General features: G+C 65.1%; 20 protein-coding genes and 2 tRNA genes. 10 read left to right on the forward strand and 12 right to left on the reverse strand.

What is annotated here, in order from left to right; all coding sequences use genetic code 11:
* Positions 1–148 precede the first annotated feature (148 nt).
* On the forward strand, positions 149–907 hold the full coding sequence (locus ACJEIK_RS27300) for an SDR family NAD(P)-dependent oxidoreductase (RefSeq protein WP_409430648.1): 759 nt from the start codon (positions 149–151) through the stop codon (positions 905–907).
* 1 nt (position 908) lies between these two features.
* Here the strand turns inward: ACJEIK_RS27300 and ACJEIK_RS27305 are convergent, their stop codons facing one another.
* Positions 909–1571: a TetR/AcrR family transcriptional regulator gene (locus tag ACJEIK_RS27305; protein ID WP_409430649.1), complete on the reverse strand. Its 663-nt coding sequence runs from the start codon at positions 1569–1571 to the stop codon at positions 909–911.
* 70 nt (positions 1572–1641) lie between these two features.
* On the opposite strand from ACJEIK_RS27305, the gene ACJEIK_RS27310 reads away from it, so the two are divergent.
* A complete protein-coding gene (locus ACJEIK_RS27310; RefSeq protein ID WP_406783996.1) occupies positions 1642–3081 on the forward strand; it encodes a carotenoid oxygenase family protein in 1440 nt (479 codons plus the stop codon).
* 16 nt (positions 3082–3097) lie between these two features.
* On the opposite strand, the gene ACJEIK_RS27315 is transcribed toward ACJEIK_RS27310, so the two are convergent.
* From ACJEIK_RS27315 to ACJEIK_RS27325, 3 genes are read right to left on the reverse strand one after another with little or no spacing between them, the layout of a single operon-like run.
* Complete coding sequence (locus tag ACJEIK_RS27315) at positions 3098–4975, reverse strand: alkyl/aryl-sulfatase (RefSeq protein ID WP_406783995.1); 1878 nt, start codon at positions 4973–4975, stop codon at positions 3098–3100.
* 31 nt (positions 4976–5006) lie between these two features.
* Complete coding sequence (locus tag ACJEIK_RS27320; RefSeq protein WP_409430650.1) at positions 5007–5498, reverse strand: metallophosphoesterase family protein; 492 nt, start codon at positions 5496–5498, stop codon at positions 5007–5009.
* Positions 5498–6466, reverse strand: coding sequence for a phosphotriesterase (locus ACJEIK_RS27325; RefSeq protein ID WP_061005075.1), 969 nt, complete (start codon positions 6464–6466; stop codon positions 5498–5500). The genes ACJEIK_RS27320 and ACJEIK_RS27325 overlap by 1 nt, the downstream gene beginning before the upstream one ends.
* Positions 6467–6602: 136 nt before the next feature.
* Between ACJEIK_RS27325 and ACJEIK_RS27330 the strand changes: the two genes are divergently transcribed.
* The 3 genes from ACJEIK_RS27330 (at position 6603) to ACJEIK_RS27340 (ending at position 10522) form a co-directional block, all read left to right on the forward strand.
* The gene (locus ACJEIK_RS27330; protein ID WP_061005002.1) at positions 6603–7067 is read left to right on the forward strand and encodes a hypothetical protein; all 465 of its coding nucleotides are present in this window, start codon (positions 6603–6605) and stop codon (positions 7065–7067) included.
* Between the two features lie 180 nt (positions 7068–7247).
* Positions 7248–7646, forward strand: coding sequence for an MmpS family transport accessory protein (locus ACJEIK_RS27335; RefSeq protein ID WP_061005004.1), 399 nt, complete (start codon positions 7248–7250; stop codon positions 7644–7646).
* 20 nt (positions 7647–7666) lie between these two features.
* Positions 7667–10522 (forward strand): RND family transporter, encoded by a 2856-nt coding sequence (locus ACJEIK_RS27340; RefSeq protein WP_409431770.1) that lies wholly within the window; start codon positions 7667–7669, stop codon positions 10520–10522.
* 31 nt (positions 10523–10553) lie between these two features.
* On the opposite strand, the gene ACJEIK_RS27345 is transcribed toward ACJEIK_RS27340, so the two are convergent.
* The 3 genes from ACJEIK_RS27345 to ACJEIK_RS27355 all read right to left on the reverse strand — a co-directional run bounded on the left by ACJEIK_RS27345 (position 10554) and on the right by ACJEIK_RS27355 (position 13295).
* Positions 10554–11792 (reverse strand): HNH endonuclease, encoded by a 1239-nt coding sequence (locus tag ACJEIK_RS27345; RefSeq protein ID WP_135357477.1) that lies wholly within the window; start codon positions 11790–11792, stop codon positions 10554–10556.
* A 157-nt stretch (positions 11793–11949) separates the two neighbouring features.
* Entirely contained in the window at positions 11950–12741 is a 792-nt protein-coding gene (locus ACJEIK_RS27350; RefSeq protein WP_135357476.1) for an MBL fold metallo-hydrolase, read from the reverse strand.
* Positions 12738–13295 carry an ester cyclase gene (locus tag ACJEIK_RS27355; RefSeq protein WP_135357475.1) on the reverse strand — a complete coding sequence of 186 codons (558 nt, stop codon included), beginning with the start codon at positions 13293–13295 and terminating at the stop codon, positions 12738–12740. The genes ACJEIK_RS27350 and ACJEIK_RS27355 overlap by 4 nt, the downstream gene beginning before the upstream one ends.
* Positions 13296–13391: 96 nt before the next feature.
* On the opposite strand from ACJEIK_RS27355, the gene ACJEIK_RS27360 reads away from it, so the two are divergent.
* Entirely contained in the window at positions 13392–14075 is a 684-nt protein-coding gene (locus ACJEIK_RS27360) for a TetR/AcrR family transcriptional regulator (protein ID WP_135357474.1), read from the forward strand.
* Between the two features lie 7 nt (positions 14076–14082).
* The gene (locus tag ACJEIK_RS27365) at positions 14083–15420 is read left to right on the forward strand and encodes a WS/DGAT/MGAT family O-acyltransferase (protein WP_135357473.1); all 1338 of its coding nucleotides are present in this window, start codon (positions 14083–14085) and stop codon (positions 15418–15420) included.
* On the opposite strand, the gene ACJEIK_RS27370 is transcribed toward ACJEIK_RS27365, so the two are convergent.
* Both ACJEIK_RS27370 and ACJEIK_RS27375 read right to left on the reverse strand, forming a co-directional pair.
* The gene (locus tag ACJEIK_RS27370; RefSeq protein ID WP_135357472.1) at positions 15375–16607 is read right to left on the reverse strand and encodes an adenylate/guanylate cyclase domain-containing protein; all 1233 of its coding nucleotides are present in this window, start codon (positions 16605–16607) and stop codon (positions 15375–15377) included. The two genes, ACJEIK_RS27365 and ACJEIK_RS27370, sit on opposite strands and share 46 nt — an antisense overlap.
* A gap of 1031 nt (positions 16608–17638) precedes the next feature.
* Positions 17639–17824: a hypothetical protein gene (locus ACJEIK_RS27375; RefSeq protein ID WP_135357470.1), complete on the reverse strand. Its 186-nt coding sequence runs from the start codon at positions 17822–17824 to the stop codon at positions 17639–17641.
* 330 nt (positions 17825–18154) lie between these two features.
* On the opposite strand from ACJEIK_RS27375, the gene ACJEIK_RS27380 reads away from it, so the two are divergent.
* Entirely contained in the window at positions 18155–19468 is a 1314-nt protein-coding gene (locus tag ACJEIK_RS27380; protein ID WP_052536990.1) for an IS256 family transposase, read from the forward strand.
* A 639-nt stretch (positions 19469–20107) separates the two neighbouring features.
* Here the strand turns inward: ACJEIK_RS27380 and ACJEIK_RS27385 are convergent.
* Both ACJEIK_RS27385 and ACJEIK_RS27390 read right to left on the reverse strand, forming a co-directional pair.
* A tRNA-Arg gene (locus ACJEIK_RS27385) sits at positions 20108–20180 on the reverse strand.
* Between the two features lie 23 nt (positions 20181–20203).
* A tRNA-Ser gene (locus tag ACJEIK_RS27390) sits at positions 20204–20295 on the reverse strand.
* 127 nt (positions 20296–20422) lie between these two features.
* Between ACJEIK_RS27390 and ACJEIK_RS27395 the strand changes: the two genes are divergently transcribed.
* On the forward strand, positions 20423–21481 hold the full coding sequence (locus tag ACJEIK_RS27395) for a pyridoxal phosphate-dependent aminotransferase (RefSeq protein ID WP_406773997.1): 1059 nt from the start codon (positions 20423–20425) through the stop codon (positions 21479–21481).
* On the opposite strand, the gene ACJEIK_RS27400 is transcribed toward ACJEIK_RS27395, so the two are convergent.
* Positions 21459–22013, reverse strand: coding sequence for a TIGR03086 family metal-binding protein (locus ACJEIK_RS27400; protein WP_406773996.1), 555 nt, complete (start codon positions 22011–22013; stop codon positions 21459–21461). The two genes, ACJEIK_RS27395 and ACJEIK_RS27400, sit on opposite strands and share 23 nt — an antisense overlap.
* A gap of 43 nt (positions 22014–22056) precedes the next feature.
* Between ACJEIK_RS27400 and ACJEIK_RS27405 the strand changes: the two genes are divergently transcribed.
* On the forward strand, positions 22057–22887 hold the full coding sequence (locus tag ACJEIK_RS27405; RefSeq protein WP_064859386.1) for a crotonase/enoyl-CoA hydratase family protein: 831 nt from the start codon (positions 22057–22059) through the stop codon (positions 22885–22887).
* The last annotated feature ends 4 nt before the right edge of the window (positions 22888–22891 follow it).

The following is a 22891-nucleotide window of genomic DNA, read 5'->3' on the forward strand; positions in this document are numbered from 1 at the left end:
AGTTATGGGCTAATTCAATACCCGTATATATAAGTGTAACGACGTGTGAACGTGCGGGAAACAATGCCGCTGGCACACTACGCACCACGGGACGGTCGCCATGACAACATGGGCACCAGCACGCCACCCCAGCATCGAAGGAGCCGCCATGGGGTACGCCGACGAACTGTTCGACCTCACTGACCGGGTGGTTCTGATCACCGGGGGCAGCCGCGGCCTCGGCCGGGAGATGGCTTTCGCGGCAGCACGTTGCGGCGCCGACGTCATCATCGCGAGCCGCAACCTGGAGTCATGCCAGGCCACGGCGTCCGAGATCATCGCCGAGACCGGCCGCGCCGCGTTGGCATATCAGGTGCACGTCGGACGCTGGGACGAGTTGGACGGGCTCGTCGACGCCGCTTATGACGAATTCGGCAAGGTCGACGTGCTGGTGAACAACGCCGGGATGTCGCCGTTGTACGAATCGCTGGGCTCGGTGCCGGAGAAGCTGTTCGATGCGGTGGTGAACCTGAACTTCAAGGGGCCGTTCCGATTGTCGGCGCTGGTCGGTGAGCGCATGGTGACCGGCGGCGGCGGTTCCATCATCAACATCAGCTCGTCAGGCTCACTGCGACCGGACGCCTACATGCTCCCCTACGCTGCCGCCAAGGCCGGATTGAACACGCTCACAGAGGGATTCGCGAAAGCGTTCGGCCCGACAGTGCGGGTCAACACCCTGATGGCCGGCCCGTTCCTCACCGACATCAGCAAGGCCTGGGGCGCGGATACGTCGAACGCCTTCCGCTCACTGCCGCTGCAGCGCGCGGGTGTGCCGCGCGAAATCGTCGGCGCCGCACTCTTTTTGATGTCCGACGCGTCCAGCTTCACGACGGGGTCGATCCTGCGCGCCGACGGCGGGTTCGCCTAGTTCACAGGTGACCGCCGGCTACCAGCACGGCGGCTGCGGCGGCGAGTGATGCATTGGTGCGCTCGCGCTCGTCACCCATGCCGACGAGGAAATCGACGGCGAGCGGACTGAGGATGTCCCGCAGGCCATGGCCTTCGGCGCCGAAGAATCCTGCCATCTCGAGCATCACCGCCCCGTGGCACATACTCCAGATGCGGCCTGCGACAGCGGCTTCGCCGTCGTCGCGGATGCGGCCGGCCGCGGTCATCCGGCGCACCGACGTACAGAGCGTCTGGAACGACGCGTCGCGCGACGTCGCATGTCCGGTCACCGTCAGGTCTCTACGGACGCTCGACAACGATGCCGGAACCGAGGTGCCGAACATCAGTTGGTAGTGCTGCGGATTCTTCAGCGCGAACCGGCGGTAGGCGGCGCCCATCGAGAAGAAGTCCGCCACCGGGTCATCGGTGTCCGGGATGGCGGCCAGGGCTGCGCCGAACCGCGCGAAGATCTCATCCGACAGCGCATCGACAACACCCGTCATCGAGCCGAAGTGCGTGTACACGACCATGGTCGACGTGCCGACCTCGGCGGCGAGCTTGCGCACCGTCAGCGCCTGGAGACCGTCCCGTTCGAGGATCACGATGCCGGCCTCGATCAATTGCCGACGGATTTCTTCGCTCACCCTTGCACACCTCTCATAACAGTGTTATACCAGTAACCACGGCCAATAACGGCGTTATGGAGGTTCTGGGATGACCAACCGCTACCTGGAAGGCGCGTTCGCGCCACTGCACGACGAGTACACCCTGACCGACCTGTCCGTCACCGGCACGATCCCGGACTACCTGGACGGCCGCTATCTACGCAACGGCCCCAACCCGATCGGCGAAATCGATCCTGAGCTCTACAACTGGTTCCTCGGTGACGGCATGGTGCACGGCATCCGCCTCCGCGACGGCAAGGCGGAGTGGTACCGCAATCGCTGGGTGCGTGGGCCGTCCACGGTGGCCGCGCTCGGTGAGGGCGCGGGCCACGGCGGTCCATTCGGCATCGGCGCCAACACCAACGTGCTCGGGCACGCCGGCAAGACGCTGGCGCTCGTCGAGGGCGGCGGGGCGAGCTACGAGCTGACCGACGAGTTGGACACCGTCGGCGTCTGCGATTTCGACGGCACGCTCAGCGGCGGCTACACCGCGCACCCCAAGCGCGATCCGGAAACCGGTGAACTGCATGCGGTTTCGTACAGCTTCACGCGCGGCAACACCGTGCAGTACTCGGTGATCGGCGCCGATGGCCGGGCCAAACGCACCGTCGACATCGAAGTGCACGGCAGCCCGATGATGCACGATTTCTCGCTCACCGAGCGGCATGTCATCTTCTACGACCTGCCCGTGAGCTTCGATACGAAAACCATCGCGGAAATGGCAGTACCGAAGGCACTGCGGCTGCCGGCGCGACTCTTGTTGTCCTCGGTGATCGGCCGGGTCAAGATTCCCGATCCGGTCACCGCGCGGCAGCCGAACCTCAACCCACGTGATCGGCGCTTCCCGTATTCGTGGAACCCCAAGTACCCGGCGCGCATCGGCGTGATGCCCCGCGACGGCGGGAACGCCGACGTGCGGTGGTTCGACGTCGAGCCGTGCTACGTCTTCCACCCGATGAACGCCTACGACTCCCCCGACGACAACACGATCGTCCTGGACGTGGTGCGGCACCCGAAGATGTTCGCCACGGACCGCATCGGCCCCAACGAGGGGCCGCCCACGCTGGACCGGTGGACCATCGACCTGAGTGCCGGCAAGGTACTGGAGGACCGCGTGGACGACCACCCGCAGGAATTCCCGCGCGTCGACGAGCGTCTGGTCGGCAAGCGCCACCGTTACGGATACGCACCGATGATCGCCGAGGGCGTCAGCGGCAGTGACACGCTGCTCAAGCACGACTTCGTCGGCGGCAACACCGCAACCCGCCACTTCGGGGCCGGGAAAGAGCTGGGCGAGTTCGTCTTTCACCCGTCTTCGGCGGCGGCCGCCGAAGACGACGGCGTGCTGATGGGCTTCGTCTACGACGCCCCGACAGACCGCAGCGAGCTGGCGATCCTCGACGCCCAGACCCTGCAGGACGTCGCGAGCATCAAGCTGCCGCACCGCGTGCCGGCCGGGTTCCACGGCAACTGGGTGCCGACCGCCTAGCAGGCGACCGGTCCGGCTACGGCGTGATGATGTTGAACGCCGGGTCGGGCCGGTCGACCACGCTCAGCAGTGTCGGGAGCGCGGTGGCGTCACCGGTCACCTCGACGCCCGGCGAGCTGGTGTCGCCCGCGGCAAAAGCCAAGAGCCGCAACTTGTTCGCCAGTGTGACGGTGGCCTGCGCGCTGCCCGGGTCAGCGGCGACCTTGCGATACACCAGCACGCCGTTGCGCAGGCTCAACCGGTAGTTGGTCGCGACATCCTGGAACGTCACGTCGATGGCCAGGTTCAGGTCCCACGCCCGCGGGCCGTTGATGTTGATCGCGAAGGTGTCGAACATCTGCTCCGGGCTGAGCTGCGCCAGCAAGGTCGGTGAGCTGGCCTGCGTCGGGGTACCGAAGTTGCCGACGCGCAGCTCGGTGGCGCCCGACAGGAAGAAGTTGCGCCACACGGCGTTCTCGGCGCCGTAGGCCAGCTGCTCCAGGGTGTCCGCATACAGCGTCCGGGCCGCGGCATGGTGCTCGTCGGTGAAGATCGCGTGGTCCAACAGGGTTACCGCCCAACGGAAGTCACCCTCGTCGAACGCGGCCTGCGCCAACTCGACGACGCGGTCGATGCCGCCCATGGCCGCCACATAGCGGGGCGCCAACGCGGCCGGCGGGTGCTGCCAGAGCCGACCCGGATTGCCGTCGAACCAGCCCATGTAGCGCTGGTAGACCGCCTTGACGTTGTGGCTGACCGAGCCGTAGTAACCATGCGTGTGCCAGGCCTTCTCCAACGCCGGTGGCATCTGGAAGGTCTCGGCGATCTCGATGCCGGTGTAGCCCTGGTTGAGCTGGCGCAACGTCTGGTCGTGCAGATAGGCGTAGAGATCGCGTTGCAGCGACAGGTATTCGACGATGTTGTCCTGCCCCCACGTCGGCCAGTGGTGCGACGCGAAGACCACGTCGGCGCGCCCGGAGAAGGTGTCGATCGCCTCGGTCAGATAGCCGGCCCAGCCGTGCGGGTCGCGGACCAGCGCGCCGCGCAGCGTCAGCAGGTTGTGCAGGTTGTGGGTGGCGTTCTCGGCCATGCACAGCGCGCGGAATTGCGGGAAATAGAAATGCATCTCGGCGGGCGCCTCGGTGCCGGGCGCCATCTGGAACTCGATCTCGACGCCGTCGATGGTGTGCGTCTCGCCCGTCACCTTGATGTCGAGGGTCGGCACGATCAATGCCACCTCACCCGTCGACCCGACCTGGCCCAACCCGCAGCCCACCTGACCCTGCGGACCACGGTCGAGCGCCGCGCCGTACATGTAGCCCGCGCGGCGCGCCATTGCCGTTCCGGCATAGACGTTTTCCTGCACGGCGTGCTCGGTGAAGCCTTCCGGTGCGATGATCGCGACCTTTCCGGCGTCGACCTCGGCCTGCGACGTCACGCCCAGCACCCCGCCGAAGTGGTCGACGTGACTGTGCGTGTAGATGACGGCCCGCACCTCGCGGTCGCCGCGGTGCGCGCGATACAGCGCAAGTGCCGCGGCCGCGGTCTCCGTGGAGATCAGCGGGTCGATGACGATGACCCCCGTGTCGCCCTCGATGAAGCTGATGTTCGACAGGTCCAGACCGCGGACTTGATAGATGCCGGGCACCACCTCGTACAGGCCCTGCTTGGCACACAGTTGCGACTGCCGCCACAAGCTCGGGTGCGCGCTGTCGGGCGCGTCGCCGTTCAGGAAGTTGTAGGAGTCGTTGTCCCACACCACTCTTCCGTCGGCCGCGGTGACGACGCACGGTTCCATCGCGGCGATGAAGCCGCGGTCGGCGTCCTCGAAGTCCCGGGTGTCCGCGAACGGGAGCGTCGCGGTGTGTGCGCGGTTGGCGGCGGCAATGGCATCGGTGGGCGGCTTCTGCTCCATGCCGACCAACCTAGCGTCAATTTCCCGCGGGTCAGAGCTTATGCAGCACTACGTCCGACAACATGCCATCACCGACCGTGGCCGTCATGTAGGTGCAGTGCGGCTGACGCCGCCGGTCGGTCGGTGACCCGGGGTTGAGCAGACGCAGGCCCGTGGCCGCGGTGCTGTCCCACGGAATGTGGCTGTGCCCGAACACCAATACGTCGGTGTCGGGATACAGCCGGGCCATGCGGGCATCGCGCCCGGCCGAGGCGCCGGTCTCGTGCGTGACGGTGAACCGGACGCCCTCGAGCGTGACGTCGGCCCGCTCGGGCAGCCGGGCGCGCAGGTCCGGGCCGTCGTTGTTGCCCCAGCACGCGACGAGGCGCTTGGCCCGCTGCTCGAGTTCGTCGAGCAAGGCGACGTCCACCCAGTCGCCGGCGTGCAGCACGACATCGACGCGGCCCACCTCGTCCCAGACCCGCCTCGGCATGTCCCGGGCCCGCTTGGGCACGTGGGTGTCGGAGATCAGGAGCAGCCGCATCAGCTGAAGTAACGTCGCGGGTTGTCGACCAACATGGTGGTGAGCTGTTCTTCGGTGACACCGCGCTCGCGCAACGCGGGTAGCACGTCGTCGCTGATGTGGGTCAGCTTCCAGTTCGGTTGCGCGGCAACCTTGCCCTCGTGGGAGAACCAGTCGATGAAACACGACGTGTCGTGTGCCAGCACCATCTTCTCGGCGTAGCCGCGTTTGGCCAGCGCCGCCACGGTATCGACCCGCTGCTCGAACGGCAGCAGCATGTCCAGCCCGAACCGGTCCATGCCGAGATACGACCCGGCGTCGGCGAGCGCGCACAGATAGTCGAGATCGGTGCTGTCGCCGGAATGGCCGATCACCACCTTGGTGGGGTCCACACCTTCCTCCGCGAACACCTGCTGCGCGATCAGCCCGGACTGGCTGTGCGCGTGGGTGTGCACGGTGATCGGGGCACCCGTTTGCACGTGTGCCTGACCGACGGCGCGCATCACGCGCTCCACCCCTGGCGTCAGCCCTTGCTGTTCGATGGCGCATTTCAGGAATGCCGCTCTGACACCGGTGTCGGCGATGCCGTCGCGGATATCCCGGACGAACAGCTCGACCATCGGCTCGGGGGTGTCGAACAGCAGGCCCGGGCCGGTGTGCAGAAATTGGAACGGCACGTCGTTGTACGTGTAGATGCCGGTCGCCACCACGATGTTGATGTCGACCTGCTCGTTGACCCGCTGAATGCGCGGCAGATAGCGACCCAGGCCGATCACCGTCGGGTCGACTATGGTGTCGACGCCGCGTGACTTGCATTGGCGCAGTTGGTCTATCGCGTCGGCGACGCGGGTCTCCTCGTCCCACGGCGACGGGTAGTCCGGGAAGTTCTGCCGGATCTCGTCGCCCAGGATGAACACGTGCTCATGCATGAGCGTGGCCCCGAGTCGGTCGACAGGCAGTGGGCCCCCGACGGTCTGCACATGCGTCATCAGCGCAGTCTGTGTCATCAGCCGCAGCGCATCAAGACCCCGATCTCAATGCAATTGACACCGACCACCCCTTGCCAGTTAGCTGAGGTAACGTCGCGCCGATAGCTGTGGCCGCGAACCGGAAAGGACTGTCACAATGGGCTGGAACTTCCTCGGCACCGACTGGCGCCTGTTCGGCAAGTTGGCCGACGTCGCACTGCTGACGCTACTGTTCGGCGCGACCGTGATGTTCTTCTACGTCCAACGACTGCGGAAGCAACCACAATTACCGATCGCAGAAGGCGTTCGGGCCAAACAGACGGTGCTCACCAAAGTACGCAAGAGCCAGCCGATGACCCGTGATGAACTGGAGTACGCCACCCAGGTCGTCGACAATCAGCGCACCTTGATGACGTTCGCCATTCCGCTCACCGTGTTCTCACTGGGCTGCTTCTACGTCCTGGGCAGCCTCGAACAATTGCACGGCGCCACCCCCTCGGAGCGCACTTTTCTCGGGGTTATTGCGATGCTGTCGTCCATCAACATCACCGCCCAGATCTTCCGCGTCATCAAGCTGAAGAAGCGGCTGTCGACAGTCACCTTGGTGGATTCTGCGAATTAGCTGAGTGCCCTCACCTCGGCATTCGTCTCGCCGGAATATGCGCGACCGCGGCAGCGTCGAATGGCTGATAGGGTTTACGCCGACTCAATATCAATCTAATTGATATACCCGATCCTGACATCGAGGGGTGATCGAGTGAGCCAGCGCTCCACCGGCCGAAGAATCCTTGCGCGCGCGTGGATGCCCCTGGTAGCGCTGATCGCGATCGGCGTCGGGGTGCTGTGCATGGTCAAGGTCCATGAATTCTCCGAACCCGGACCGGTGCTTGCCGTGAACCCGCCGCAGGCGCCGCCGGAGTTCACCCCCAAGACCCTCACTTACGAGGTGTTCGGCAGCCTCGGGTCCGGCGGGCTGCTGTCGTATGTCGACATCAGCGGGCATCCGCACAAGGTCGAGCTCACCGAACTGCCGTGGTCCCATACCGAGACCACCACCCTCACCGTCGTCTCCGGCAGCATCTCGGTCCAGGTGCACGGCGGCACCGTCGGCTGCCGGATGAAGGTGAATGACGTTGTCCGCGATGAACAGTCCGACGAGCGCGGCAACGCCGACGTCGCCTGCCGGGTGAAGTCCGCGTGAGCGAGACCGACACCGCCCCGATCGTTCGTCCCGCCCACAGCGCGACGAAGCGCCCGTTCTTCGCGAGAACCGTTCGCCTCCTGGCCATTCCGATCATCGTCTTCTGGGCCCTGCTCGCGGTCATCACGAATACCTTTGTGCCGCAGATCGAACGCGTCGCCGAAGAGCTCGCCGGTCCGATGGTTCCGACGTACGCGCCATCGCAGGTGGCGATGCTGACCATCGGCAAGGAATTTCACGAGTCCACCTCGACCAGCTTGACCATGTTGGTGCTCGAGGCCGACCGGGGGCTCACCGAACAGGACCGCGATTACTACGCGGGCCTGGTCCGCACGCTCAAGGCCGACAGCACGCACGTGCAGTACGTCATGGACACCTGGGGCAAGCCGATCACCGCCGCCGGCGCGCAGAGCCTGGACGGCAAGTCGGCCTACGTGCTGCTCCGGCTCGCCGGCGACATCGGGCAGATGGAGGCCAACAACTCGGTCGACGCCGTCAGGAAGATCGTCAACAACTCCAATCCGCCTGCCAGACTGAAGGTTTACGTCAGCGGTGCGGCCCCGCTGGCCGCCGACACCGTCGAAATCGCCAACTCCAGCCTGAACAACATCACCATCGCGACGATGTTCCTGATCATCTTCATGCTGTTGCTGGTCTACCGCTCGGTCGTCACCATGCTGGTGCCATTCTTCGGCGTGATCCTGCTGATGCTGTCGGTCAAGGGCGTTATCTCCGCGTTCGGGCACTACGGCTTCATCCCACTGTCGTCGTTCGCCACCAATATGGTGATCTCGCTGACCCTCGGTGCGGGTACCGACTACGGCATCTTCCTCATCGGCCGATATCACGAGGCCCGATTGAACGGCGAAAGCCGCGAGGACGCGTATTACACCGCGTACAAGGGGGTTTCACACGTCATCATCGGCTCCGGCCTGACCATCGCCGGCGCCTGCGCGTGTCTGACCTTCGCCCGGCTGAACTACTTCCACACCATGGGCCCCGCCGTGGCGGTCAGCATGTTGATCACCATCGCCGGCGCCCTGACCATCGGGCCCGCACTGCTCAGCGTCGGCAGCCTCTTCGGGCTCTTCGACCCGAAGCAGGCGGTCAAGGCGAAGCTATACCGGCGCATCGGCACCGCCGTGGTGCGCTGGCCCAAGCCGATCCTCGTCGCCAGCGTCGCGGTCGTGTCGGTGGGCGCGGTGTTCGTGCCGACGTACCGGGTCAGCTACGACGATCGCACGTACCAGCCGTCAGATGCCCCGGCCAATCAGGGCTTTCAAGCCGCCGACCGGCACTTCCCCAAGAGCAAGCTGTTCAGCGAGATGCTGATGGTCCAGGCCGACCACGACATGCGCAATTCTGCGGACTTCATCTCGCTGGACCGGGTGGCGAAGGCCCTGATCCGGCTGCCCGGCGTGGCCATGGTCCAGAGCATCACCCGCCCCATGGGCCGGGCTCTCGAACATGCCTCCATCCCTTACCTTTTCACCACGCAAGGCAGCGGCAACGGTCAGCAGCTGCCGTTCACCCAGCACAACAACGAGAACACCGCCAAGCAGGCCGAGATCACCCGGCACAGCATCGAGGTGCTGAAGAAGACTGCGGACCTGACGCAGACGCTCGCCGACGAGCTCCACAACACGGTGCTGACCATGGAGGACATGGAGCGGGTCACCAACGACATGCGTGATGCCGTCGCCAATCTCGACGACTTCATGCGCCCGATCCGCGCGTACTTCTATTGGGAACCACACTGTTTCGACATTCCGGTGTGCTGGTCGTTCCGGTCCCTGTTCGACGTGATCGACAAGGTGGACAACCTCGCCGCCGACATCGGCAACGCGGTCGGTTCCCTGCAGGTGGTCGACAGCCTGATGCCACAGATGGTGTCGCTGCTGCGCCAGACGGTGTCCGACAACCAGGCGCTGCTGGCCTTGATCGTCAACAACTACGGCCCCACCGACATCCAGAACAGAAACACCGACCAGACCTTCGACGACATGATCAACGTCGGCAACGACTTCGACATGGCGCGCAGTGACGACTTCTTCTACATCCCGCACGAAGCCTTCGACAACGACGACATCAAAACCGGTATGGCACTGATGATGTCGCCCGACGGCCATGCCGCGCGCTTCATCGTCACCCATGAGGGCAACGCGATGGGACCCGAGGGCATCGAGCACGTCGAGCAGTTCCCCGATGCCATCAAGATCGCACTGAAGGAGACATCGCTGGCCGGATCGAAGATCTACATCGGTGGATCCGGGTCCAACAACAAGGACATCCAGCTGTACGCCAAGAACGACCTCATGATCGCGGCCATCGCCGCCTTCGTGCTGATCTTCCTGATCATGATGATCATCACCCGATCCCTGGTGGCCGCCTTGGTCATTCCCGGCACCGTGGCGTTCTCCTACGCCGGGGCCTTCGGACTGTCGGTACTGATCTGGCAGCACCTGATCGGGCTACCTCTGCACTGGCTGATCCTGCCGTTGACCTTCATCGTGCTGGTGGCGGTCGGCTCGGACTACAACCTGCTGCTGGTCGCCCGGCTCAAGGAAGAGATCCACGCGGGACTCAACACCGGTTTGATCCGCGCGCTCGGCAGCACCGGCGGCGTCGTGACGTCCGCTGGCCTGGTGTTCGCATTCACCATGCTGGCCATGCTCTCCAGTGACCTGCGGACCATCGGCCAGATGGGGTCGACCGTCTGCATCGGCCTGCTGCTCGACACCCTGGTGGTGCGGTCGTTCATCGTGCCGTGCCTGGTGCGGCTGCTGGGCCCGTGGTTCTGGTGGCCGACGTTCGTCAGGCAGCGGCCGCTCCGTCCGTACAAGCCTGCCGTCTTGACGTCGGCCAACACTGTGTAGTTGTCAAGGTGCGCAACAGGTTTGAGTTGCCTTAGGCAGCCTGGTCGAGTCGCATGGTGCGGCGGTTATAGGCCGGTATCGGTTTTCGTTGTGGGTCGACGGTCGCCGGTGGGATGAGCCAGGGATGTTTGTCCAGTCCCATCACCACATCCCAGCCGTCATGGTGGACATTGGCGTGACACGCCGGGCACAGCAGGCACCCGTTGCCCAGTGATGTTTCGCCGTCGTGAGTCCAGTGCACGATGTGGTGGGCGTGGGTACGTCCCGGCGGGGCCCCGCATTTAATGCAGCACTGATCCCGCAGATACAAGGCCTTGCGTAGATGCGGCGGGAACAGCCGCTTCTCCCGGCCCATGTCCAGGGGTACCTGTTCGCCGTCCACGATCACGGTGGTGACGGTGGTGTCGCAGGTGAGCCGGTCCAGGGTCATGGTGCTGATCGACCCGATGAACTCCAACGTGGCTAGGTCGGGGGTATCGGCGGGCACCGTCACCAGCAGTTGGGTGCGAGGCGCCGACGCGGTATCCCCGCCGCGGGCCGCGATGTCCAGCACCGCATCGAGGGCATCAGCGCGGCGCCGCCCCGCCGAGCGCGCATCGGGGGTGCCGTCGGGTTCGGGGCGGGGTGCGGACAGTTCCTCGGATGCCGCGATGTATTTGGCGCCGACCTCGGCGTCGAGGTCGGCGCGTATCCGCACCCGCCCGTCACTGGTCACCGCATAGTCCACGGTGTTGATGGACCGGTCCTCTGCCGCGGGCAGCCCGCCTTCGGCGGCCGCGTGCCGGTTGCCCAGCTTCCGAGCGCGGTTCCCGATATCGGCGGGGGTGGCTCCGGAGAAGAACTGCCCCAACAGGTCCGTCACCTGCGCGAACTGGGACTCCTCGTCCACCGGGCCTGGTGCGCGGGCCCGAATGTGGTTGATGCCCTTCACAATCGCATCGACATGCTCACCTGAAATCGCCCCGTCGCCGGCGTGCGCGGCGAGTGTAGGCAGCATCGGCAGGGCTCCACCGACCCGGACCATCCGCTCGGCCACCGCAGGTGCACACCCCAACGACACCAACAACTCCCGTGGCGTGCGCCCCTGCCCGGCCGCCACCCCCAACCGGTCCAGCACCCCAACCGTCACCGCCGTCAGGTGATCGATCACATTCCGCATCCCCACCACACACCGTGCAACCTCGAGTGCGTCGTCCCCCGAAATATCAGTGGGGATGACCACGCCGCGAAGCTGGTCGAGAAGAGATTTGAGATCCGGTGCGATTCCCATAACACATTGTATCGAACAGATGTTCGAATAACAAGGGGTGTGTCAAGACTTCGGTGACAGTACGTCTACCCGGGGTGCGGTGCGAGCCGCGGGGGTAACCGACGTCGAGCAATACGCGGGCGAGGTGGGCCCAGGGTGCGAGCCGCGCCCAACCGGCCTAGCCGCTGGCGGCTTGCCGGAAGATCTGCGGATCGTGGGCGTTGACAAGGCACAGATCCGGTTTACCCAAAGCCCAGAGTTCGCTCAGCCGTTGGTGATTGGCCTGCACCCGCTTCCAGTCGAAGGCAACGGAGCGTTCCATCAGGCGCAGCGTGCGCGGCGCAGTGCCGCTGCCGTCGAGCTGGCCGTGGTGATAAAAGCTGTCACCGGCATGCAGAATCCAGCGGCCGCCGGCATCGACCGCGACGGCGGCGTGCCCACGGGTGTGGCCGGGCAGATTGATCAGGACGATGCCGTCGGCGATCTCGGTGAGTTCCTTGGCGCCGGGGAAACCTCGCCACGACTCAGCGTCGGCGGGTGCATGCTCGACCAGCACCGGGCCGTGCGCATGCCCGGCCGGCAGATACCACTGTTTCTCGACGAGCGTCTTCGGATGGAGCGCCGCGAACGCCTCGGCAGCGGTGAGATGCACCTGCGCCCAAGGGAAATCAGCCAGGCCGCCGATGTGGTCGGCATCGAAGTGCGTCAGGACGATGTGCCGGACATCGGTGGGATCGAAGCCCAGCCGGCGAATCTGGTTGATGGCGGCTTCATTCGGGTCGAACACCGGGCGGACGTAGAACCTCGCCGGGCCGAACCGACTGCCGGGCGATTCAGCGTCCCGCAACCCGAGCCCAGAGTCCACCAGCACCAGACCCGCCGCGGTTTCGAGCAACAGCACGTGACACACGAGCCCGTCGGGTACAAACCGCGGATGCATGGTGCCGCAGTTGAGATGGTGGACTCTCATGTCAGGTCGGCCGGCGGAGTCTCGATGAGCCGGGCATCGGGCTGACTGGACATGGCCAGTAACCCCCGCAGCCCGCGCATGACGGTGGGCCAATTTCGCGGATCCCGCAGATTGAGCCCTCCGACAAGCTGTTTCAGCATCGTCAGCGTGTCGAAGTAGATGCGTTCGGCGACCAGGTTCTCACCCTCGTCGAACACGAAGTACGCCGTCATGCGGGTGCGGTGGCGCGAGCCGGTGGCCGGGATGCCGCCGAGCGGACCCAAATGCGTTCCCAATAACCAGAATTCGACGATGACGGCGTCGGCGCTGTGCCGCAGCGCGATGATCTCGTGGTCCTGATCGGGAAACGCGACGCGGGTGTCGTGGTAGTAGCTGCGGACATCGGCGTCGCCGTCGTGAACCGTCAGTGTCGGGATGATCTCGTAGTGCGGGTGCGGGAACGTCGCGAGTACGTCGTCCCAGTCCTGACGCACCTCGTCATGGAAGTGGTCGAGGACGAGTTTTTCGCGGGCCTGCAGCACCTCAGCAGACGGAATGGCGAACCGATGCGTCATGAGAGCTCCTGTCAAATATTTCCACACCGTGGGATTATGACCACAGTTAATCCCACGGTGTGGAAATTTGCAACTGTCTGGACCAGAATGGGCGTCATGAACGCCGCTGCCCCATCCCCTCGCCGTGGGCGGCCGCCGAAGGCAGAGGCGCAACTGACCCGGTCGGCAATCCGCGAAGCAGCGCTCACGGTGATCGACCGGGACGGCATCGCCGCGCTGAGCATGCGGTCGGTCAGCCGGCTGCTCGGCGTCGACGCGAAAAGCCTGTACCACCACGTCGCCGACAAGGACGACCTGCTCGACGCCGTCGCCGAGCATCTGCTCGGGCAACTCCAAACGCCAGAGCCGACGGGCGACCTGCGGACGGATCTCAAGGCCCTGGCCCATGAGTTCCGGCGCGTGACTCTTGCCCACCCGGAGGCAGCACCCCTGGTACTGACCCGCCAGATTTCGACACTGCCCGGGCTCGCGCCGACCGAGGCTGTGCTGTCGGTGCTCCGCCGGGCGGCAGCCACCCCCGAGCAGGCAGTGCATCTTCTGCGCGTACTACTCGCCGCATTGGTCGGGATGCTGCTGCGCGAGGTATCCGCGGGGCCCACATTCGGCAGTAACGACGCCGCGGGCATCGTCCAGCGACAAGCCGAACTCGAGCGGTCCGAGCTACCCGAGATAACCGCCTCCGCGCCATATCTCGCCCGGTTCGACCGCGACCAAGAATTCGCGTCGGGCGTGGACTTGCTCGTGGATTTCGCCGCGTTCCAGCTGCACCGCCTGCCATAGTGCTGCCATGCGATTGCTGAGTGCTGTCGACACGATGTTCTACCGGATGGAGTCCGACCGGACACCCATGCACATCGGTGCCCTGCTGACGTTCCGATTGCCCGACGGCGCCGGCCCCGACTACGTCCGCGGCCTCTACGATGCGTTCTCGACTCTGTCGTTCCTGCCGTTCCCGTTCGACAGTCAGGTCGTCGACGGCATCTTCCCCGAATGGCACTCCGTCCAGCCCGACTCGGACTATCACGTCCGCCTGTCCGCACTGCCATACCCGGGGAGCGAAACCGACCTGGGCAAGCTGGTCGCGCGCTTGCACGCCCACCCACTCGACATGCGTCGCCCGCTGTGGGAGGCGCACTTCATCGAAGGTCTGTCCGGTGGACGGTTCGCCATGTATTTCAAAGCCCACCACTGCGCGGTCGACGGCATGGGCGCCATCAACACCATCAAGAAGTGGCTGAGCACCGAGCCCGACCGCTACGTGCCGCTGTCCGAGGCCGGGCCGAAGGCCGAGGTGCCCGACCGCAACCGGATCGCATCGGTTGCGTACGAACTGTGGAACCGGACGGCCGACGGCGTCACCGGTTCGGCCGAGCTGGTCAAGAGCCTGGTGGGCATGATCGGCGGTGACAACAGCCACGTGGGGGCCACGCTCGGCACGCCGCGCGCGCCGTTCAATGCGACCCTCACACCGCAGCGCCGGCTCGCGGTCGAAGTGCTCGAGCTGGGCCGCCTGAAGGCGGTCGCCAAGGCCACCGAGACGACCGTCAACGACGTCACGCTCGCCGTCTGCGGGGCGGCCCTGCGCCGTTATCTCGACGAACAGGGCGAGCTGCCCGACGAGACGCTGACCGCCTCGGTGCCGGTCGGCTGGGAGCGCGACGAAGACACCTTGAACGCGGCAGCAGGATTCGTATGCCCTTTGGCGACAACGGAATCCGACCCGTTGCAGCGCCTGGCGGTGATCAACGCCGCGACGACGCGCGGCAAGAAGGAATTGCTCGCGATGTCACCGAACGCGTTGAACCACTACACGTTGATGGGCCTGCTGCCACTGACCATCGGCCAGAAAACCGGTGCGCTGACGAAGATTCCGCCGCTGTTCAACCTCACGGTGTCCAACGTCGTCCTGACCAAGGAGCCGCTGTACCTGGGCGGCGCACAGTTGGAGTTGATCGCGCCGGTCTCGTTCCTGTGTGACGGCTACGGTCTGAACATCACCCTCGTCGGTTACACCGACAAGGTCATCCTCGGGTTCGTCGGCTGCCGCGACACCATGCCGCACCTGCAGCGCCTGGCGGTCTACTCACGCGAAGCGCTCGACGAACTGGAGCAGGCCGCCGCCTGACGGCGCCCCACCAGGTACCAGGTACGCATCGCACCCTTCCCCTTGACGTCGACCAACCCACGCTCCTCCAGCACGAAGGCGTCCTTGAGACGCTCATAGACGTTCTGCGGCACCTGGATTCGGCCAACGACGTCGGTGGTCTCCATCCGCGCCGCCACGTTGACTGCGTCGCCCCACACGTCGTAGAAGAACTTCCGTGCGCCGACGACGCCGGCGACCACCGGGCCGGCGGCGAGGCCGATCCGCAACGGCACCGACTGTCCTTTTGGATCCGTCAACTCGGCGACTGTCTCAACCATGTCCAGCGCCAGATCTGCCAGCGCCTCGAGGTGGTCTGCCCGCGGCTCGGGCACGCCGCTGACGACCATGTAGGAGTCACCGCTGGTCTTGATTTTCTCCAGACCATGGCGGTCCACCAGAGTGTCCAGGTCGGTGTAGAGACCGTCCAGAAACCTGACCAACTCGGTGGGCGTGGAATCGCTTGCGCGCTGGGTGAATCCGGCGATATCGGCGAACAGCACCGAGGCGTCGTCGTACCGGTCGGCGATGACGTCGCGGTGCGGATCCTTCAGCCGCTGCGCGACCTTCGCCGGCAGGATGTTGGCCAGGAGCGACTCGGAGCGGCTGTATTCAGCCGCCAATGCTGCTTCCGCACGGTCGATTTCGCGCATCGCGTACCAGATGGTCGCCACCACGAGCACCCACGACGAAATCACCGATGTCACAAATCCAACGTCCGTGGCCCACATTGGCTGCACGCCGGTGTCGGCCGGTACCAGGAACTGCAGTGCGATGATGATGCCTGCGCCCACTGCGGCGATCGCTGACGCCAGCACGATGTGCTCGATTCCGAGGATCACCACCACCAGGGATGCGACAACGAGGAAGTACAACTGCTGGCCCGAACCCCGCCCCACGTAAGAAGTCACCAGCGTGGTCACGAAGTACGCGACACCGATGAAGGTCACCGGTGCGTGGAGCTCACCGAAGCGGTACAGCCTGGGGACCACCAGGAGATAGACGGGGGCGGTCAGGATCGCCAGAGCCCCGATCCAGACACCGGTCCCGCCGGCCAGCACGGATAGCGCACCGAGGAACGCGGCAACCACCGCACCGATCCGGGCCGCCACGATGAGCACGCGTCGACGACGCGCCAGGCTCTCCGCGGACGAGGCCCTTGGCGACATGAGCCGGAGCTTATCGCTGGAGGTGCACGTCAACGGTCATATTCAGGTCTTCCTCCCGTGCCCACAACCTACTCACCATTCAGCTTCCTTTCCAGGTCGGCGACCGACTGCTCGATGCCACTTTCCGGAAAGCCCCCGACGGGAACTTGGCTCGGAATACAAGCTGATCCCAAGCCAGAACCCAGGCCCGAGGATTTCGACCGCCCTAACTTCGCGGGCCTGCACACTGCACGCCCGCACCGCGACGATTCGTTAAGCAGTTGCAACACAACCGATTACGCGAATGACTAAGGCAAGTAAGCATGGACGGGTACGCGGCGAACCGCGCGGGTCGCAACAGCAACTACGGTGCTCAGAACCGATATCGCGCAGACGGTCGCTCCCCCACCAACTCTCCGGTGACCGTCAAGCCGAGCCGCTCCAACTCTCGGATAGCAACCTCAGGCCAATCACGGACCGCCGCGGCCGTCTGCAATTCACGCCACAACTCTCGCCCGCGGACAACCTCTTCGCGCCAGCCACTACGCCCGGCGACTCGACATTCGGAAATCAGAAACTCGATGAAATCCTCTACACACGGACGGAACCGGTCGCCACCGGTTGGAATGTGGACCGACTGGACGGCTGCTGGTGAATCGTGACCGGTCGCTGCCAACAACTGAGTAAACAGCCCGCTCTCCGCGTGCACGTGGATATGCGAACACGGCACCCGCTGAGGATCCCGTAGGTACTCGACCCGCACGATCGGTTTCTTACCGCGGGCGTCGCGGAGTTGAAAAGTCGACACGTGAACTGCCAAATGCTTACCGCTGCGATCCGCACCGAGTGCGTAGTCAAGCTGAAGCATGCCCACAACCGGGCCACCAGCCGTTGCGTGCAAAGTCTGCCGATATGAGAACGTAAACCGCTTGCCGTCCGGCGACGCATCTATCCGCAGCTCATCTGGCTTAGGCTCACCCTCAAGGCATATTAGAACGCGAGATAGAACATCCTCAGCGAACTCCCTGACACGGGATTCAAGCGGATCGGGTTCACTCATTCCCAAGTAGGAATCGGATCGCCCGCACTTCGTCCCACGCTGCAAGTTCCTCGGCAGTGAGCACGTATCGCACCGCGAGTGCGGCCAACTCGGCTTCGGTCATGCTGATCTCAGCGAGCACCTTGGCAAGGCGTTCGTGCAGCTCAGCGGCACTGGCGTGCTCAATTGTGACTGACATTCCAACACCTCCGTTTCGAGCCGTTCCTGCCCCCATTATGCAGGCGGTATGCCGAGCGCTCGGGATGAACATACTGATTCATACCAACAGCCACCGACAGATTTACCCGCTAAGTGGGTTCACTGACCTCACAGTCCGAGGCGTGAGGCGAGTGCCTTCACCTGAGCCGAGTTGTCGATCTCACGCTTTGCGGCTGGAGCAATGATCAGAACCTGTGGATGAGCCTCGGCGAGGCGGCGTAGGAAAGGGCGCACCTTCCCGAGGATGATCTGAATGTCGAAGGTCTGATCAAGAGCCGGCGTTGGCGCGCTGGTTCGGGAAGGTACGCCCATGCTCACGGTAGTTCACGATGCGGATTCATCCAACGAGGATGCTGGCTCGTCGCGGTCGTTGCTCGATGAGATTGTCCGCGACGGTGCCCGCCAGATGCTGGCCGCAGCGTTGCGGGCTGAGGTCGCCGCCTACATCGAGGCTCATGCCGGTGAGCTTGATGAGAACGGGCACCGGCTGGTGGTGCGCAATGGCTATCACCGCGAGCGCGAGGTGCTCACCGCGGCGGGCGCGGTGAGTGTGACCGCGCCGCGGGTCAATGACAAACGTGTTGACCCGGACACTGGTGAGCGGCAACGGTTTTCCTCGGCGATCCTGCCGGCGTGGGTGCGCAAGTCGCCGCAGATGACCGAGGTGTTGCCGTTGCTGTATCTGCATGGCTTGTCGACCAGTGATTTCGGTCCGGCGTTGGAGCAGTTCCTGGGCTCGGGTGCCGGCTTGTCGGCCACGACGATCACCCGACTCACCACGCAGTGGCAGGACGAGGCCAAGGCCTTCGAGGCCCGTGATCTGTCGGGCACCGACTACGTCTACCTGTGGGTCGACGGCATCCATCTCAAGGTGCGCCTGGAGCAGGAGAAGCTCTGTTTGCTGGTGATGATCGGTGTGCGCGCTGACGGCCGCAAGGAGCTGGTCGCGCTCACCGACGGGTACCGGGAGTCGGCCGAGTCGTGGGCTGATCTGTTGCGGTCGTGCCGACGTCGCGGGATGACCGCACCGGTGCTGGCCGTCGGCGATGGGGCCCTGGGGTTCTGGAAGGCCGTGCGTGAGGTGTTCCCGGCCACCGGCGAGCAGCGGTGCTGGTTTCACAAGCAGGCCAATGTTCTTGCCTGCCTGCCAAAGTCGGCTCATCCGGGGGCGATCGCGGCGATGCGGGAGATCTACAACGCCGAGGATATCGACCACGCGCAGGTGGCGATCAAGGCGTTCGAGGTGGACTACGGCGCCAAGTACCCCAAGGCGGTCGCCAAGATCGTCGATGACGCCGATGTGCTGCTGGAGTTCTATAAGTACCCGGCCGAGCACTGGGTCCATCTGCGCACTACCAACCCGATCGAATCAACGTTTGCCACGGTACGTTTGAGGACCAAGGTGACCAAGGGGCCGGGTTCACGCGTCGCCGGAATGGCCATGGCTTACAAGCTGATCGACGCCGCGCAAGCCCGCTGGCGAGCCGTCAACGCACCGCACCTGGTCGCTCTGGTCCGGGCCGGCGCGATCTTCCACAAAGGCAAACTGCTCGAGCGACCCACCGACATCACCCCGTCGGCGGACTCGGCACCGACCGAATCAACTGGAACGGAGGTCGCCTGAAACAAGCCGATCCACAGGTATTGACAATTCCTCTTGCGGCTGCGAACTCCTGAGCCAGTGCCGCATCCACCGGCACGGGTGTAATAGCACCGCACATCGCGAATCCAAAGTGCGTGGAGTCGTCAGGCACAAGATCGAACATGGTCCGGCAGGGTTCGCACGCGGCCGGAATGGTCTAAGCCTTGGCCGTCATTCCCCTACGGGTAGATGTGGTACTGCGGTTGGCCAATCGGTGTCACCGGCCACGGCTCCGCGGGGTTGACCGGCCAGCATTTCCCATAGGCGGGGGTGACGCCAGCGATCTGTCCGTACTGCCCGAAATACGGTGTGGGCGCGACGTTCACGCACCGGTCCCACGTCCCATCTGGGCGGGCTGGACTGTCGCAGTACTGCGCCCCGAGGGCGTTCGTTTCACACCCCGCTGACGCCGGCGCGGCGGTCACGAAGCCTGTGACGCTGAGGGCCAAGGTGGCGGCCAGACCGATGCGGATCACATCCGGAGCATACGATCACACACAGGAACTACACAGCAAAACGACCAGGGAGCCATCCGTCGCCGCCGGTGGCAGAAAGCCGTGACAAATTTGATTCGAAAATGACTACAGGCCAGAGACTTTAGTCTCTGGCCTGTAGGTGTTGTGCGCCCGAAGGGATTCGAACCCCTAACCTTCTGATCCGTAGTCAGATGCTCTATCCGTTGAGCTACGGGCGCATGGGTACAACTATTCAGTTATGTGGCGGAGGCGAGAGGATTTGAACCTCCGGTCCCCTGTAAGGGGGACAACTCATTAGCAGTGAGTCCCATTCGGCCGCTCTGGCACGCCTCCTGAACGATCCGAGGGTACCGGACTCTTGCACCCCGGAACCGCCGAGGGCATACGGTACACAGTCAAGGCCGTCAATGGCAAAGCGCGACGCCAGGGCCACATTCGCCAGACACCTAGACTGTCCCGGGTGACCGCCCGTCTGCGCCCCGAAATGGACGCCCTGCCTGCCTACACCCCCGGCCGCACAGTGCCCGGCGCCATCAAGATCGCCAGCAACGAGACGGTCGACGGACCGCTCCCCAGCGTCCGGGAAGCCATCGTCAAAGCGATGGACAACATCAACCGCTATCCGGACAACGGCTACGCCGCGCTGCGTGAACGGCTGGCGGCCCATGTCGGGTTCGCGCCCAACCAGATTTCGGTCGGCTGCGGGTCGGTGAGCCTGTGTCAGCAGCTCATCCAGATCACCGCCTCGGTCGGCGATGAGGTGCTGTTCGCGTGGCGCAGCTTCGAGATCTACCCACTGCAGGTCCGTACCGCCGGTGCGACGCCCGTGCCCGTCCCGCTGGCGGATCACACGCATGATCTGGACGCCATGCTGGCCGCGATCACCGACCGCACGCGACTGATCTTCGTCTGCAACCCCAACAACCCCACCTCGACGGTCGTCGACCCGGTGAAACTGGCCGAGTTCGTCGCCAAGGTCCCTCCGCACATTCTCGTCGTTCTTGACGAGGCCTACGTGGAGTACATCCGGGACGGCCTGCTGCCGGACAGCCTGGCGCTGGTGCGCAAGCACCCGAATGTCGTCGTCCTGCGCACCTTCTCCAAGGCGTACGGGCTGGCCGGACTGCGCATCGGCTACGCCGTCGCCCACGAGGACATCGTCACGGCCCTGGGCAAGGTGTACGTGCCGTTCACGGCGACCAGCGTCAGCCAGGCCGCGGCCATCGCCTGTCTGGACGCCGCCGACGAACTGCTGGCCCGCACCGACGCCGTCGTGGCCGAACGGGCCCGGGTCAGCACCGCGCTACGCGACGCCGGCTTCGAACTGCCCGATTCACAGGCCAACTTCGTCTGGCTGCCCTTGAGCCCCGAAGACACCGTCGACTTCGTCGACTCCGCCGCCGACAACAAGCTGCTGGTGCGGCCCTACGGCGGCGAGGGCGTGCGCGTCACCGTCACAGTGCCGGACGAGAACGATCTGTTCCTGGACCTCGCCGTCAGGTGGCGCGGCGGCCGGTGAAGCCGATCAGCTGATCCAGTGCACTCGCGTCGGCCGGTACCTCGACGGGATCGTCGAACCCGACGGCCGCGCGCGCCGCGGGGCTGATCGCCGCTCGGGTCAACCCCAGCACGTACTCGGCCAGGTCGTCCGGGGCGTCCACTTCGCGGCCGACGGCGGTGGCGTAGTCCCAGGCATGGACCAGGAATTCGAGCGGCAGGATGCCGGCGATCATGGCGGCGGGCATCTCACCCGGCCCCGCCGCGACGGTGCCCTCCAGCCCCCTGCTGCGCCACGCCGCCAGTGCGGGCCGCGCCGCAGCGCTCACCTGGTCGATGATCGGGGCGCTGGCGTCCCGCTCGGGCAGCTGCGCGCCGGCGATCCCGCCGATGACGGTGATCGAGTTCATCAAGTGATCGGTGAGCGCCGCCACATCGAACTCGGTGCACGGTGTCTGCCGTGTCGCATCGTCAGGCCCGAGACCGGCCAACACCTGCTCGAGCACGTCCAGACTGGCCTCACCGGCCTCGATCACATCGGACGGAATCGTCATGGACGAGACGCTACGCCCAGGTTGACCGGCTAGCCTGCCGATCATGGCTGAAACCCCGGGAAGCTTCGAATCGCTTTCTATCGAGACCAAGGACCACGTCGCACAGGTGACACTGCTCGGCCCCGGCAAGGGCAACGCCATGGGCCCGGCCTTCTGGGCCGAACTGCCCGTGGCATTCGCCGCCCTGGACGCCGACCCCGACGTGCGGGCCATCGTGCTCACCGGGTCGGGCAACAACTTCAGCTACGGACTGGACCTGCCCGCCATGGGCGGCCTGCTGGCACCGCTGCTGGCCGGTGGGCTGGCCAAGGAACGCGCCGACTTCCACACCGCGCTGCGGGCCATGCAACAGGCCATCACCGCCGTCGCCGACTGCCGGACCCCCACCATCGCCTCCATCCAGGGCTGGTGCATCGGCGGCGGCGTCGATTTGATCTCGGCGGTCGACATCCGCTACGCGAGCGCCGACGCCAAGTTCTCGGTGCGTGAGGTCAAGCTCGCCATCGTCGCCGACGTGGGTTCACTGGCCCGGTTGCCGCTGATCCTCAACGACGGACATCTGCGCGAATTGGCTTTGACCGGCAAGGACTTCGACGCTGCCCGCGCCGAGAAGATCGGCCTGGTCAACGACGTCTACGCCGACGCCGACGCGTCGCTGGCCGCCGCGCACGAGACCGCCCGCGAGATCGCCGCCAACCCGCCGCTGACGGTGCGCGGTGTCAAGGATGTGCTGGATGAGCAACGCACGGAACGGGTTTCGGCCAGCCTGCGGTACGTGGCGGCGTGGAACTCGGCGTTCATCGCGTCGAAGGACCTGAGCGAAGGCATCACCGCGATGTTCGAGAAGCGCGCGCCGGAATTCAAGGGCGAGTAGGGAC

The sequence above is a fragment of the Mycobacterium sp. SMC-16 genome, from assembly GCF_046250085.1.
GTDB lineage: Bacteria > Actinomycetota > Actinomycetes > Mycobacteriales > Mycobacteriaceae > Mycobacterium > Mycobacterium phocaicum.

Bases quoted from the DNA above. Each gene is read 5' to 3' on its own strand.
- ACJEIK_RS27365 (WP_135357473.1), top strand. From the start codon at position 14,083: ATGCGATTGCTGAGTGCTGTCGACACGATGTTCTACCGGATGGAGTCC.
- ACJEIK_RS27320 (WP_409430650.1), bottom strand. From the start codon at position 5,498: ATGCGGCTGCTCCTGATCTCCGACACCCACGTGCCCAAGCGGGCCCGG.
- ACJEIK_RS27330 (WP_061005002.1), top strand. From the start codon at position 6,603: ATGGGCTGGAACTTCCTCGGCACCGACTGGCGCCTGTTCGGCAAGTTG.
- ACJEIK_RS27350 (WP_135357476.1), bottom strand. From the start codon at position 12,741: ATGAGAGTCCACCATCTCAACTGCGGCACCATGCATCCGCGGTTTGTA.
- ACJEIK_RS27335 (WP_061005004.1), top strand. From the start codon at position 7,248: ATGCCCCTGGTAGCGCTGATCGCGATCGGCGTCGGGGTGCTGTGCATG.
- ACJEIK_RS27360 (WP_135357474.1), top strand. From the start codon at position 13,392: ATGAACGCCGCTGCCCCATCCCCTCGCCGTGGGCGGCCGCCGAAGGCA.
- ACJEIK_RS27310 (WP_406783996.1), top strand. From the start codon at position 1,642: ATGACCAACCGCTACCTGGAAGGCGCGTTCGCGCCACTGCACGACGAG.
- ACJEIK_RS27315 (WP_406783995.1), bottom strand. From the start codon at position 4,975: ATGGAGCAGAAGCCGCCCACCGATGCCATTGCCGCCGCCAACCGCGCA.
- ACJEIK_RS27325 (WP_061005075.1), bottom strand. From the start codon at position 6,466: ATGACGCATGTGCAGACCGTCGGGGGCCCACTGCCTGTCGACCGACTC.
- ACJEIK_RS27345 (WP_135357477.1), bottom strand. From the start codon at position 11,792: ATGGGAATCGCACCGGATCTCAAATCTCTTCTCGACCAGCTTCGCGGC.
- ACJEIK_RS27355 (WP_135357475.1), bottom strand. From the start codon at position 13,295: ATGACGCATCGGTTCGCCATTCCGTCTGCTGAGGTGCTGCAGGCCCGC.
- ACJEIK_RS27405 (WP_064859386.1), top strand. From the start codon at position 22,057: ATGGCTGAAACCCCGGGAAGCTTCGAATCGCTTTCTATCGAGACCAAG.
- ACJEIK_RS27375 (WP_135357470.1), bottom strand. From the start codon at position 17,824: ATGTCAGTCACAATTGAGCACGCCAGTGCCGCTGAGCTGCACGAACGC.
- ACJEIK_RS27300 (WP_409430648.1), top strand. From the start codon at position 149: ATGGGGTACGCCGACGAACTGTTCGACCTCACTGACCGGGTGGTTCTG.
- ACJEIK_RS27370 (WP_135357472.1), bottom strand. From the start codon at position 16,607: ATGTCGCCAAGGGCCTCGTCCGCGGAGAGCCTGGCGCGTCGTCGACGC.
- ACJEIK_RS27400 (WP_406773996.1), bottom strand. From the start codon at position 22,013: ATGACGATTCCGTCCGATGTGATCGAGGCCGGTGAGGCCAGTCTGGAC.
- ACJEIK_RS27380 (WP_052536990.1), top strand. From the start codon at position 18,155: ATGCTCACGGTAGTTCACGATGCGGATTCATCCAACGAGGATGCTGGC.